12 protein-coding genes are annotated in these 13,261 nt (G+C 47.7%); 2 read left to right on the forward strand and 10 right to left on the reverse strand.

Annotated elements, in window-relative coordinates; translation table 11 throughout:
* Positions 1-254 (forward strand): hypothetical protein (locus ACI955_RS16645; protein ID WP_415244869.1); only part of this gene is annotated, 254 nt, incomplete at its 5' end.
* A 13-nt stretch (positions 255-267) separates the two neighbouring features.
* Here the strand turns inward: ACI955_RS16645 and ACI955_RS16650 are convergent.
* The 7 genes from ACI955_RS16650 to ACI955_RS16680 form a co-directional block, all read right to left on the reverse strand.
* A complete protein-coding gene (locus ACI955_RS16650; RefSeq protein WP_415244870.1) occupies positions 268-660 on the reverse strand; it encodes an HIT family protein in 393 nt (130 codons plus the stop codon).
* Positions 657-2,750, reverse strand: coding sequence for a GNAT family N-acetyltransferase (locus ACI955_RS16655; RefSeq protein WP_415244871.1), 2,094 nt, complete (start codon positions 2,748-2,750; stop codon positions 657-659). The genes ACI955_RS16650 and ACI955_RS16655 overlap by 4 nt, the downstream gene beginning before the upstream one ends.
* A 13-nt stretch (positions 2,751-2,763) precedes the next feature.
* Entirely contained in the window at positions 2,764-3,057 is a 294-nt protein-coding gene (locus ACI955_RS16660; protein ID WP_415244872.1) for a hypothetical protein, read from the reverse strand.
* Positions 3,054-3,365 (reverse strand): DUF2288 family protein, encoded by a 312-nt coding sequence (locus tag ACI955_RS16665; protein WP_415244873.1) that lies wholly within the window; start codon positions 3,363-3,365, stop codon positions 3,054-3,056. The genes ACI955_RS16660 and ACI955_RS16665 overlap by 4 nt, the downstream gene beginning before the upstream one ends.
* Positions 3,366-3,442: 77 nt before the next feature.
* A complete protein-coding gene (locus ACI955_RS16670; RefSeq protein ID WP_415244874.1) occupies positions 3,443-4,162 on the reverse strand; it encodes a TIGR01621 family pseudouridine synthase in 720 nt (239 codons plus the stop codon).
* A complete protein-coding gene (locus ACI955_RS16675) occupies positions 4,155-6,308 on the reverse strand; it encodes a FimV family protein (RefSeq protein ID WP_415244875.1) in 2,154 nt (717 codons plus the stop codon). The genes ACI955_RS16670 and ACI955_RS16675 overlap by 8 nt, the downstream gene beginning before the upstream one ends.
* 334 nt (positions 6,309-6,642) lie before the next feature.
* Positions 6,643-7,902 carry an MFS transporter gene (locus tag ACI955_RS16680; protein ID WP_415244876.1) on the reverse strand — a complete coding sequence of 420 codons (1,260 nt, stop codon included), beginning with the start codon at positions 7,900-7,902 and terminating at the stop codon, positions 6,643-6,645.
* A gap of 523 nt (positions 7,903-8,425) precedes the next feature.
* On the opposite strand from ACI955_RS16680, the gene ACI955_RS16685 reads away from it, so the two are divergent.
* Positions 8,426-9,940, forward strand: coding sequence for an AbgT family transporter (locus tag ACI955_RS16685; RefSeq protein WP_415244877.1), 1,515 nt, complete (start codon positions 8,426-8,428; stop codon positions 9,938-9,940).
* Between the two features lie 41 nt (positions 9,941-9,981).
* On the opposite strand, the gene phoU is transcribed toward ACI955_RS16685, so the two are convergent.
* The 3 genes from phoU to pstA all read right to left on the reverse strand — a co-directional run.
* Positions 9,982-10,701 carry a phosphate signaling complex protein PhoU gene (phoU, locus tag ACI955_RS16690; protein ID WP_415244878.1) on the reverse strand — a complete coding sequence of 240 codons (720 nt, stop codon included), beginning with the start codon at positions 10,699-10,701 and terminating at the stop codon, positions 9,982-9,984.
* A 30-nt stretch (positions 10,702-10,731) separates the two neighbouring features.
* Positions 10,732-11,574, reverse strand: a complete 843-nt coding sequence (gene pstB / locus ACI955_RS16695) for a phosphate ABC transporter ATP-binding protein PstB (protein WP_415244880.1) — start codon at positions 11,572-11,574, stop codon at positions 10,732-10,734.
* Between the two features lie 35 nt (positions 11,575-11,609).
* Positions 11,610-13,261 (reverse strand): phosphate ABC transporter permease PstA (gene pstA, locus ACI955_RS16700; protein ID WP_415244879.1); only part of this gene is annotated, 1,652 nt, incomplete at its 5' end.

Below are 13,261 nucleotides of genomic sequence, written 5' to 3' on the forward strand. Positions count from 1 at the left end.
TCGACTATGCGTTTAATTTCGATGCCATGAGTAGCAAGGCGGCATTGGATTGCCTAAGCATTCCAAACGCCGAGGATCTAAGCATAGAGATCAGTCAAACCCTTTGTATAAAAAGTCCAGGCGGTGTTGGCAGCATCTTAAAAGACCCCGATGGAGGCGCATGGCTCCGAGGGGAAATTCAACACCGACAGCCGGATATCCAGACGGTACGTATTGTTCACCCCAACGTTAAACCGGCGCAACCGATGCAGTAAGGCCTGAATAGAATCAGCCAAGTGCCGCTCGGATTTTAACTGCGGTAGCGGCAAGGTCATCACCCTCAGCGCGTTTTGCATTGCCAATATTTGCATCGGCCATATCATTGATGGGCACCAAATGAATATGGGTATGAGGGACTTCCAAGCCAATAATCATCATGCTGACGCGCTGGCAGGGAAAAACTTTTTTCAAACCTTTTGCCAACATTTGCGACACAGTCATTAAATGAACTGCCAATTCCGCGGGCAGATCATCCCAGTGATCGATCTCCTCTTTTGGAATAAGCAATAGATGCCCCTCCTGGATCGGTTCAATCGTTAAAATTGCAAGCGCATGCTCGTCTTCCCAAACTCGGTGTCCGGGTAACTCGCCCTGAATGATTTTCGTGAAAATACTGCTCATTGTGCCTCCGTGAATTCATATATAGCGCCAATTTCATTAAATATATTTCGTAGTTTTTGCTCTACCGCCGCGCGCCCGCTCAGCTGATACTTAGCCGCCACACTCGCCCAGCTTTCGCTAAACAATAACACTGACACCGCCAATTCAGCACCGGAAATAGCGCGCAAATCAACACCACAGCATATACGCATTAAGCTTGCAGCGACCTGCTCAAAAATCAATTCGGCGTTGCAATAGCGCTGCATCTGGCGCAGATCGACAGTCGACATCTCATTATGCCGTGAGCCGCTAACGAGGATCTGCACGAGTGTATCCGCGCAAATTTTCGAATGCACATGCCGCACGGTTAAAGGTAAATCATCCAACAGCCGCTGCTGCATTTGATTAAAATTCATATCCACACTTGACTGCAGCGCTTTGGCAACGATGAGTGAATAAGCCCCACTCGATGTATCTCTGCGACTACCCAGCCACAATGGCAGAAAATCATTCCGCAGCCAAAACTGAACCACCTCTGCAGACGCCGCAAAACTCGATGACAGATAGGCGCCACCCATGCGGCGACTATGCTCCTCTGCTGCCGCCAGTAAGCTGCCAGCTATGCCTTGCCGCCGGAGCTCTGCCACTACAGCGATACGGTTCACTCGAAAACTAACACAGCGAGCATAAACAGCCTCAGCATTAATATGAGCAAGTCGCTGGGCTACCAAGTGACCTCTCGGTCGACGTTGGCCGCTAACAACCGCAGCGCTTAGATCATCGCTCAATCCACCCTCTGGCAATAATTGGCAGACCCCGATAACGCCGTCATCACTTTCAGCAACAATCACTACGCACGATGAATCTAATAAATACTGCAGGTCGCGGGGCGACGTTTGATAATGGGCTTGCACCAGCAGGCCAAACACTTGGCTAAGGATGGCTTCCTGCAGAAAATCATCTCGCTTAAGCACCCGCAATTGAACGGGGCTCGAATCGCGAGGTGTACTGACTTCTGCACGCAATAAGAAAGCCTCATATAGCCACCGCTCTAGTGGATCATCCCCTGCCCAGCGCACCGGCTCTCGTAATTCAACACGACGCCATTGGGGACGCTCGCGGTCTAAAATATCTTTGAAGCGCGTATCAAAGCCTCTACCACTGCCTTCATAGCCATGGACCGTGGTAGAAAACACAATTCGTGGCTGGGTTTGCAATAGCTCATGCAAGATTCCAACCGGGAGTGTCGCAGCTTCATCAACGAGTACTAAATCCCAATGCGCTGTTGCGCCAAGTTCAGTTGCCGGTAAAAATATTAGCTCGCAGTCATGAAAGTGGAATGCGTCTTCGCTAAGCTCCCCGTCGGGTAAGAGCAGCTGCACTTGCCGAAAGGCAGCTTCAACTGCACCGACATTCGGCGCGGTAATCGCGACTCGCAGACACAAGCGATTCTGAAACAAGTCTGCGACGGCGATGCCAAGTGATGACGTTTTACCTCTACCGCGATCAGAGCGAATCACCAGCGGCCGCTTGGCTCTGCCGCTAACTACCCGAATAATCGCATCAACTGCGGCCCGCTGATCGGGGGTCGGCAGCGACGGCTGCCAAGGTTGCAGCAAGGCGGGCAATTGAGACCGAAATGCACTACTAGCTAGTGACCGCTGGCTAAACTCGTAAACACCCAAACGATCTGCGACCTTAGACAAAATCCGCTTTAGAAAAAATGACTCAGCAGCATCCTGCGCCGCATCCGATTTACTCAGAAAGTAGCGCGGCCATTGATCGAATTCTGGGCAAAGAAAAATCAGTAGCCCGCCAGCAAGTACGGTACCCGCTGCCGCCAACCACTCATCAACAGACTGTACCGAGTACGCATCGATAATAACGGCACTAAATTCTCTGCCTAAGTGTTGCTTTGCGCATTTAGGCGACAAGCCGGCAATAGCCTTATCTGCCAGTAACAAACATTCCTCATTACCCAGACCTAGCGATCCGAGCTGAGTTTCGCCCCAAGAGGGCTCTCCGCCAAAAAACAATAAATACCGATGGCCGTTGTGTTTACCGACAAGACCAAGCTGCTGAACAAACCCGCACAACTCAGCATGTATCATCGCCGCGATACACTCATGGTTTAGTAGACAGATATACCGGCGCTTCCGGCATAAGGAGATGAAGAATGACGCGGTCATCATTCTCATAAATCGCAGCGGCTTCTGCCCCAGCGTAGTGTTCTGCTAAGGTGATTAGACGTTTTTTTATATCAGCAGCACTAATAAAAGCAACCATAATACCAGCGTCAATAAAACCTTCTAAACGGTATAATAACGCTGGCGGAATATCCAAGCCCTCAGCTTGATCACTGAAAAAAGTGTCTAGTCTGGTCTCTAACTCCGCCAGATAATGCTCAGATACTGTCACGTTGAGCCCCTTTCCTTTTGCACCAGTACCCAGGGTGCAACGACGACCGCCCATACATCACAATCTTCAGCGAACCAGTTAAGAGCGACTTCTTCAGTGGCTATTTTTAACTGCTCGTCCTTCATCCATGCTGAGACTGCCGCGGCATCGTCATTTGCCACAGCAGCTGCCGCAGCAATAAGATCTATGTCTGCCCCGACTACTAACACCGCTCCCTGGGCATAAAACCGCTGTAAATCCTTCCACGGAATTCGAGACGTTTCGCGGTTTAATTTCAGTAATAGGTCGGAAGATTCGTCTGAGATCACGCAAATACCTTATTCATTTTTATAACAACAGATAGCGACATCATGAGTCCATATTTAAAAACGATGACTACATCACGCTACTTTAGGCTGGGCCACTTGATGTCCCACGGCGATTGACAGTCTAACAATACTGGCTGCAAGGCTCCATCCACAAAAGCCTCTCCATCGTGCGGAACACAAAGGTATCGCCTTTCGCTACCCCGAAAGTGAAACCGTAAGGCCATTGCATGCAAGTACATTCGATCGCTGTCTTGGGTACCTGGTCCGTAACGACGATCGCCCAATATAGGGACCCCGAGACTTTTCATTACCACCCGCAACTGATGTGTCTTGCCGGTATGAGGTTTCAGTAAATATGCCCGCCGCCCATCTTTTATGGCAAAACTAAAGAACTGACTTGTCGATGGGTTGCTTCGCGTTCGGCTAAGTAAATAACTACCACTTCGGCTCTTCTTGATATCACCAACAACCATACCCTGCTTTTTGATCGGCTTACCATCAGCGAGCGCGAAATAGAATTTTTCTATCTCTCTAGTTGCGAATAATCGACCGAATTCGGCCGCTGCAAGAGGGTTTTTTGCGATTAACAGCAGGCCCGAGGTCGCATCGTCAAGACGGTGTACCAAATGCAGGCTCTCGCCAGGAAAGTCGGCGTGCAATACGTCAATCAAGCTCTGGGCATGCTGATTACGATGTAAATTAACACCCGGCGCTTTATCTACGACAAGGTAATCCTCGTTATCCTCTATGATTTTATACCGCAGATGTCGATCATTACTCATCAAACTTTTAATCAACTCGTTTTTTCTTAACACTATCAGTGTTTTTGAGAAGTAGCTCACGCAATACACCGATTTCTCTTAGTAATTGTTTATCCGCGCCTGCAAATTCCATTTGCAAAACCAAATTTTCAAATTCATCCTGATCACCACAGTGTGCGTGCACATCAAGTAATTGCACTTTAAGACTAATATCATCGTTGCAAGCGATATCACGCTCTAAAATCTGCCGCGCGCCCATATAATCCCCCATAGCCATACACGCTGAGGCGCGCGCCAGAGAGTCCTTATCTCGGACAGATTGCGAAGCCGACCAACTTTCATCAAAATTAGGAATATCTCGCGACAGAAATGCCGCCTCATTATTCAAACCACCTCTCTGCTTCAAAGCATCTTCATCTAAATCTGCAAAGAAATCGTCTTCAATATCGGCCAGACTGGCGCTACCGAGCTTACCCCCTGGCAGGGACGCCCTATCATTCAGCTCAACTTTGGCGTTGCTTTTTAGCTCACGAGCACGAGGCTCTAACGCTTGCATAGATGGTGTCACGGTCGTTTTTTGCGTGCCAACGGGGCTAGCGTCTAATGCAGTAAAAACATCATCGAAATGATTCTTAGCAACGGCTCGATCCGCTTGTGCTTTAGCCGCTATCGCAGCATTAACATCTGCTAAGTCACCCCTTGAGATCAAATCATCGCGTTTCGAGACAGTGACCGCTCGGTCTTGCCGATAGCGAATTAATAATAATAGAGCACCAATAACGGGGACCAGCCACCAGAGCCATGACCAAGAGCTCGATGTGGTGTTGTTCATCGCAACTGCAGAGCGCTCAACATCAGGGGCTGCGGCTACGCGGCCCTTATCATCAGGTTCAGCACCAGCTGCAATGTCATTATCTTCGTTAAGACTAGTATTCATCGACGTGCTGACTGTGGTGGACTCGCCTACAATCACGCCATCATCTTGCGCAAAATCCGCACTAGCTAAGCCATCTACCGACTCTACTGTCTCAGCGCTGTCGAGGAGCTCTCCCATTGGCGGTTCAAATGCGGCGGTATCTACTGCCGCGGGGGTATTTAAAGTGACAGCTTGGGATTGCAAAGTCTCAAGCTGCGTTTGCAGTGACAGTAATTTCTCGGTCATTAGCGCAATATTGGCAGAGACATCCGCAACCTGACTGCGAACATCACTTAAATTTTGCTGTAACAACTGGTCTTCCGTCACAACATTACCAGCAGGCTCTACAACCGCGTCGGTTTCGCGGCCGAGCACCCGGTTTTGCCTATCGGAAGCTGGTGGTCTGGCAATGTCCGCAGCCGCGCTGCGCAACTCTGAAGCTGCTGCCTGCTGCAACTGCGTGTCAACAAGCACTTCTACTGAGGCGCTGCCCAATTCCAGACTTTCAAACAAATCGAGGGTAACGCGCTCTTTTAACAAATTTCTATTACTGCGAATAAACGCGCGCGGATTATTACGAAAAAGCCGCGTCATCCATTCGTTGGTCGTTCCGCCCTTTGCCAGCGCTGCCCGCCTCGCAACACGCCATAAACTGTCACCGCGTGTCGTAGTATAGAACGCAGTGTCGGCACTGATAGTTTGCTGCTTATCTGTTGCCAAACGATTTACTGAGCGAGAACTGAATCCTGGGGCCACACTAATATCAGCTTGTGCGCTTAGGCTTGCGGGGCTAGTGATGGTCGAAGGATTATTGTTTAGAGGTACCGTGTTTAAGCTTGCAGTGTTAGCAGAGACAGGGATCGGGCTTTCAGGTAAATCAAGCAGGAATGTATAAGCTCGACTTAACTGTCCGCCTGGCCAGCGTATATTTACCATAAAATGTAGATAGGGCTCGTCAACAGGGTTGCTGCTGCGTAAGTAAATAGTACCCCGCCCCTCTTCCCCCACTTCTCCGACAGCAGAGAGATTACGGGTATCCACACTAGCCACTTCGGCACCCGTACCAGGGTCAGTCACAGGCTTCAGAGTGACTCGGACCTGTTCGCTACCGATGCCTTCAGCACCAAAAATAGGAATTCTGGCAAACAAAGGTTCGCCAAGTCTCGAATCCAAATTTGCCGCACCCAAACCCAGGGCCATCGCATCTCTAGCCATGAGCACCGCCACACATAGCGGAAGCATGGCCGGTAGTTTGCCGAATCCCATAATATAACTCTCTAATTTGTTAGCATTTTGAGTAAAGGCTCAAACAACGTGAATAAAAGCCTCGCGGCACAAACAAACAGTGACTATGGTCCATTAAAAGATCGCAAATAGGCGACAACAATCCCAAATTTGAGCTACACCTTTCAAATATAGCCTAATATCACAACTAGACCACTCTTAAGCATAAGTAGTCCTAGCAACACCAGGCCAGTGCAAAGTTTTCCCCAATTAAGGTGAATAAGCTTGTGGATAAGCATGTACACAAGAGCCTGAGACAGGGTTCATGGTAGGCGGAGGAATTAGCCTGATTTTTAACCAAACTGTCATAATATTTTTATTTTTTCCATGACTTCTCTAAAAACGACAAAATCAGAATGATGAATACCATCACAATAGCCGCAAACCAATAAGGATAACTCGGTGAAATTCGGTATAGAGCGCCGCCGACTAAAGGTCCGAACATAAACCCTAGACCAGCAATCGCGCCTATTAACCCCGCTAAGCTACCTTGTTCGTGTGACTCTACCGCCATTGTTGCGCTTGCGGTGAAAGACGGTCCGGTCAACCCCATACCAAATCCAAACAAACCCATAGAAAGATAGAGCATCCACAAGGCGCTAGCGTTAGCCAATAAGACATATGACAACAACATAAACGGCAAACCAAACCGCAATAAGCGCATCGGTAAGCCACTATAACGTCGCACCACTAGAAACTGAGCGCCCAGAATAGCAATTGACGACACCACCATCGCACTTGAAAATAACTGCGCAGCGCGAACCCCATCCACGGCTAAGATATCCTGAAAATAAAATCCTAAGGTTTGCTGAACCATACCCAATAGACTGAAAATAGCAAAACCAACGGCCATGAATAAGCGATACCGGGGATCAAAGTAGGATAACTTGAGCTGCTTCTTTCCGCTGGTATTTGAAATTGGAATAGCCGGTAAATAACGCCACACCAAAATACCAACAATGAGTGACACCCCGGCTTGAATATAAAGTGGCGCTAGATAATTGATACTTACAAACCAAGCTAAGGCGGGTCCAAGCATCACGCCAAGCTGATTGAATGCCTGGAGCTTACCCATGCCCTTGGTACGTTCATGCACTGAGGTTACATCTACCATATACGCTGCTGCGGCAGGATGAGTCGGCGACATCACTACAGCATGAAACGCACGACTGATGATTAGGCAACTAAACAACGCAGTGCCCATCATTGCCCCTGACAAACCCAAGTAGGCAACGCCATTGAACGTTAAAGTACCAATAACATAACCAAATAGACCCATAATGATGAGTGGTTTTCGTCCCCAACGATCACTGAGCCGCCCCCATATAGGAGCGGCAATAAAAAAAGCGAATGCCGTCAAGGCAGATAAAGACGTAATTACCATCTCTCGAGGCTCAATAACAATGTCCGAAAAAGGCAGCTGGAACACCAGTAAATCAAGATGCAATTCACGCCCCAGCATAGGTAGAATGGCAAACACGACCGTTTGCCCCATGCCGACACTCATCATGGCAAGGTACAGGCTAAACATGGCCTTAAAACCTGGTTTGGCAACAGTTTTTGCAGAATCACTCACTTACCAACACCCCCTCAGGGCTAAAAAAATTGCTAGAGTCCGCGATACAAATGTGGCCTAGAATAGATATCAAACCCAAATGCGCACGGGAATATTCCGTGAGTGAACGCTCATAATATTATTGCTATTGCTGTAAAGTTTTAAATACAAGCAAGTGTTAGTTTAACACGGCAAAACACCGCGATTGGACAAGGTGCGGTATCCAACTGAAATCTCATCATGATTATTTTGTAGAAAAAATAAACAACGTCCACTCAGCGTTAGTGTGGCATCTCGATAATGAGCTTCTTTAACAGGGTATTATCGTAAAGCTGCGCTCTTGCAAAAAGGGCCTATACGTTTATTCAGATAATACTTTAACCCCAGCTTCCAAAGCCGATTTAGGTCTTGGCATACCATTGCAACAATATGATTACGCAATAAATATAAAATCCAAGAACAATAAGTGAAGAGCGACGCCATAAAAATCACCCGACTATCGGTATACTTATAAACACCAGACAAAAAAGACAGGCTTAAACTGATGAACAATGCAAACCCTAGCCCCCCATTAGTTCAACGCTGGCTGAATAGGCTTGAGGTAATTGGCAACCGACTGCCCAATCCGGTGCTGTTATTCATCTATCTTTGTATTGGCATTATTGCGGTATCGGCTATAAGCGATTTTTTTACGATCTCCGCCGTGCATCCTGTCACCAATGAAATCATTCCTGCTAAGTCATTGCTCAGCAGCGAAGGTGTCAAATGGATGGTGGCCAACACGGTTGGCAACTTTATTCATTTTGCTCCCGTTGGCTCAGTGTTGGTTGCGATTCTAGGTATTGCGGTCGCAGAAGATTCTGGCTTGCTGGGTCACACTCTTCAGCGCCTTGCCGCTAAAGCACCGCCACGCTTACTAAGCAGTTTTGTGGTATTTGCTGGTGTCATGTCTAGCATTGGCTTTGATTCTGGGTACGTTGTACTGATTCCACTAGCCGCACTCATTTTTCGCGCCGCTGGCCGATCTCCTCTAGCGGGTATCGCTGCGGCATTTGCTGGTGTTTCTGGAGGCTATAGCGCGAACTTATTACTTGGACCTGTGGATGCGATCCTCTCGGGCATCAGCACCGAAGCCATCGCCTTGGTCGCTCCCGACCGTCAAGTCTTAACCAGCGCGAATTATTACTTCACCCTGGTTTCAACAGTGTTTATTACCGTCATCGGCGCATGGGTTAACGAAAAGATTGTCGAGCCAAGGCTGCCTAAGCCAACGACACCCTCTGAGGAATCAAGCGAAAAGCTGCTTAATGATAGCCCCGCATTGAAGACAGCGATGCGCAGAGTAAGCTTGTTTAGCATTGCCTTTATCGGACTCTTACTGTGGCTGGTCATTCCTGACAGTGGGCTACTCCGCAACCCAGATCCCAATGGCTTGGCAGCCCTACCTTTACTCAATGGAATTGTGATATTTATTGCGCTTTACGCCACCATTAGCGGTTTAATATTTGGCTACACCACAGGAAAATATCAACGTCATCAAGACTGGATTGCGGGCATGGAGACTGGGATTAGTACCTTATCAGGCTACATGGTATTGATGTTTTTCGCCGCTCAGTTTGTCAATTATTTTAACTGGACCGGCCTGGGCGCGATATCCGCTATCAATGGCGCAAACTGGCTTGCAGGACTGGAATTGTCAAAAATCAGTCTGTTACTAGGGTTTATAGTTATTAGCGCCAGCATCAATTTACTAATCGGAAGCGCTTCGGCTAAATGGGCCTTGATGGCACCTATTTTTATTCCAATGTTATTTTTACTGGGAGTAGACCCCGAATCAGCGCAAATGGCATATCGCATTGGCGACTCAAGCACCAATATTATTACCCCCTTGATGCCCTACTTTGGTGTTGTGGTGGCCTTTATGCAAAGCCACGACAAATCTGCGGGAATGGGTACCCTAATCGCATTGATGCTGCCCTACTCAGTCATATTTTTTATTAGCTGGTCGCTGCTACTCAGTATATGGTTGGCAGCAGGTTTACCCTTGGGGCCAGGCTAATATCGATTCTAACAAGCCCCAGCGCAACCACGAAATAAGGCTTAACCATCTTGCACGGTAGCTGCCATTTCATCAATATTAACATGGCGAACGTTCGCGCCTTTGACCAAATAAATAACGTGTTCGGCGATATTACGAGCGTGGTCGCCTACTCTCTCTAATGACCGTAAAGCCCACATAACCTGCAGCACAGAGGTAATGGTACGCGGGTCTTCAATCATGTAAGTCACTAAGCTGCGCATTGCCGTGCCGTACTCTAGATCGACGGCCTTATCTTCTTCAGCAACTTCCAAGGCCAAATCGATATCAAGGCGCGCAAAGGCATCCAGCGCATTTCTCACCATGCCAGACACATGATCACCAATATGCCGAATTTCCAAAACGCTGCGTGGTAAACCACCAAGCTCAGTGAGTTTAATGGCGCTATCCGCTACCTTGCTAGCTTCGTCACCCATGCGCTCAAGATCATTTAAAATCTTGCTGATTGATAATACCAACCGCAAATCACTCGCTGCAGGCTGACGACGCGCCAAGATAATAGTGCACTCTTCGTCAATGGCTACCTCTAAACTATTAACGAGCTTATCGCCCTGCTTGACGTCTGACGCCAAACCGGTGTCCAGATTCATAAAAGCATTGGTTGCATCGGCAACCTGCTTTTCGACTAGGCCACCCATCTCCAGCATCCGAGTCTTAATATCATCCAACTCGGTATTGAACTGCTGCGAAATATGATGCGTATGTGATATTTTTTCTTTCATAAGTAATCTCTCAAATTCTGTCACCAAATCTTAACCATAGCGCCCGGTAATGTAATCTTCGGTTTGCTTGTTATTGGGGTTTGTAAAAAGAATATCTGTGTTATCAAACTCAATTAGCTTACCCATATACATAAACGCCGTGTAGTCAGACACGCGAGCCGCTTGCTGCATATTGTGGGTAACAATCACAATGGTGTACTTGTCTTTGAGCTCGTAGATCAGCTCTTCAATTTTAAGTGTGGATATCGGATCTAGCGCCGACGCCGGCTCGTCTAATAACAATACTTCCGGCTCTACTGCAATGGTGCGCGCAATAACCAAGCGCTGCTGCTGACCACCGGATATGCCGAGCGCATTGTCATGCAGACGATCTTTAACTTCGTCCCACAGTGCTGCACCGCGCAGGGAGCGCTCGACGACTTCATCGATTACGCGCTTCTTGTTAATACCTTGAATACGCAAGCCGTAAGCTACATTTTCGTAAATAGATTTTGGGAAGGGATTTGGCTTTTGAAATACCATACCAACCTTGCGCCGCAAAGTTGCAACATCTACCCGTTTATCGTAGATATTAGATCCATCCAAGGAAATACCACCCTCTACTTTACAACTATCTACAAGATCATTCATCCGGTTAAAACAGCGCAGCAAGGTCGACTTACCACAGCCGCTAGGCCCAATAAATGCAGTCACTTTTTTGCGTGGAATCACCATATTAATGTCGAATAAAGCCTGCTTATCACCGTAGTATAAATCAATATTATCTACAGTTAAGGTAATATCTTCATCGTGGATAGTTTGTTCCACACGATTACGCCCCAGCGATTCAATATTAATAGCGTGCGCCTTTGCCGTTGATCTATCACTTGTCATAAAATTCGCTGCCTTATCTTTCAAGTCGTCCACGCTTACATTTCCAGTGATTTATATTTCTCACGCAAACGATTGCGTAAAGCTACTGCACTTAAATTAAGTAAGGCAATAATAACAACTAGTAACAAAGCCGTGGCGTATACCAACGGTCTTGCCGCTTCAACATTCGGGCTCTGAAAACCAACGTCATAAATATGAAAGCCCAGATGCATAAACTTCTGATCTAGATGGAAATAAGGAAAATTCCCATTTACAGGTAATGATGGTGCCAGTTTCACTACACCAACTAACATCAACGGTGCCACTTCCCCTGCTGCTCGCGCTACCGCTAGTATCAATCCCGTCATCATCGCAGGGCTCGCCATGGGTAACACTATACGCCAAAGCGTCTCGGCCTTGGTCGCGCCCAACGCTAAACTACCTTCACGTAAACTCATTGGGATCCGTGCCAAGCCTTCTTCGGTTGCAACAATAACCACAGGCAAAGTTAGCAGCGCCAATGTTACCGATGCCCATAATAATCCCGGAGTGCCAAAAGTCGGGGCTGGCAACGACTCAGGAAAAAAAGCTTTATCCACCTCTCCGCCCAGAAAATAGATAAAAAAGCCCAGACCGAAAACACCATAAACAATTGAGGGTACACCAGCCAAATTATTTACGGCAATACGAACCGTCCGTGTCATCAGTCCCTGCTTGGCATATTCGCGCAAATATACCGCCGCCATAACCCCAAACGGCGTCACCAGTACCGACATAATCAGCACCATAATAACCGTGCCAAATATGGCCGGGAAAATACCGCCTTCGGTGTTGGCCTCTCTGGGTTCATCACTTAAGAACTCCCAAAACTTAGCACCATAAAAACCTATTTTTTGAATCAAGTTCATACCATTCGGCCGATAGGCATGCACCACCGTGGCAACCCGCTGCTCTTTTATCTGACCAGATGCCGTTGCCATCGTGAAACTGTCCCGATGCCATTGACTGTACAAATCTTCAAGCTGACCCTGTGAAACCTTATATTCCAGATTTAACTCAGCGCGCTCGGCCGCCATATCGGCTTGCAGCTGTAGACGACGATTTTCTGGGACCGCGGTATCAAGTTCTAAACCTCTTTCTTTTATACGCAATCGCTCAATGCGATAATTGATTGCACCAATATCTTTTTTCTCTATTTTCTTGATCCGCTGATGGATCTCAATTGCCCGCTTTACTCGCGATTGAAATTCATCCCAGATATCGCCATTATCCGTACTAGTAACAAGTACGCCCTTTTCTTTTACATTTTGCAGAAAACCATAAAAATTACCCCATTCGAGCCGCTCAATAACAACCGCGTCTTCGGGATAACTAATCTCATTCAGGTAGCGAGTGATTACCCATTTAAAATCCGCGCCACTGACGTCACGATTACCTAATTTCACTAACTGGCGGTCAACAAAGGCATCATCCGTGTCGATCTTAAACCCGGCGCCTAATAACTGCTCAATAGGCACCGCTTCTGATTCAACCTGCTCGGCCAAAACCGCTACGGCCGTTTCACTCGGCAGATTATATTGGGCCTGCATTACCGATGCTGGCCAGAAATGACCTAAACCGCGAACCGCCAATAACAGGAGCAAGCCAATAACAGCCAAGGTGCTTACTGTTACTGCAGCCGCATTCATCCAAATCATAGGCTCGCCGC

Origin of the sequence: Zhongshania sp., from assembly GCF_047636175.1 — a bacterium.
In the GTDB taxonomy this organism is placed as follows: domain Bacteria; phylum Pseudomonadota; class Gammaproteobacteria; order Pseudomonadales; family Spongiibacteraceae; genus Spongiibacter.

Bases quoted from the DNA above. Each gene is read 5' to 3' on its own strand.
- ACI955_RS16650 (WP_415244870.1), bottom strand. From the start codon at position 660: ATGAGCAGTATTTTCACGAAAATCATTCAGGGCGAGTTACCCGGACAC.
- ACI955_RS16655 (WP_415244871.1), bottom strand. From the start codon at position 2,750: ATGATACATGCTGAGTTGTGCGGGTTTGTTCAGCAGCTTGGTCTTGTC.
- ACI955_RS16675 (WP_415244875.1), bottom strand. From the start codon at position 6,308: ATGGGATTCGGCAAACTACCGGCCATGCTTCCGCTATGTGTGGCGGTG.
- ACI955_RS16685 (WP_415244877.1), top strand. From the start codon at position 8,426: ATGAACAATGCAAACCCTAGCCCCCCATTAGTTCAACGCTGGCTGAAT.
- phoU (WP_415244878.1), bottom strand. From the start codon at position 10,701: ATGAAAGAAAAAATATCACATACGCATCATATTTCGCAGCAGTTCAAT.
- pstB (WP_415244880.1), bottom strand. From the start codon at position 11,574: ATGACAAGTGATAGATCAACGGCAAAGGCGCACGCTATTAATATTGAA.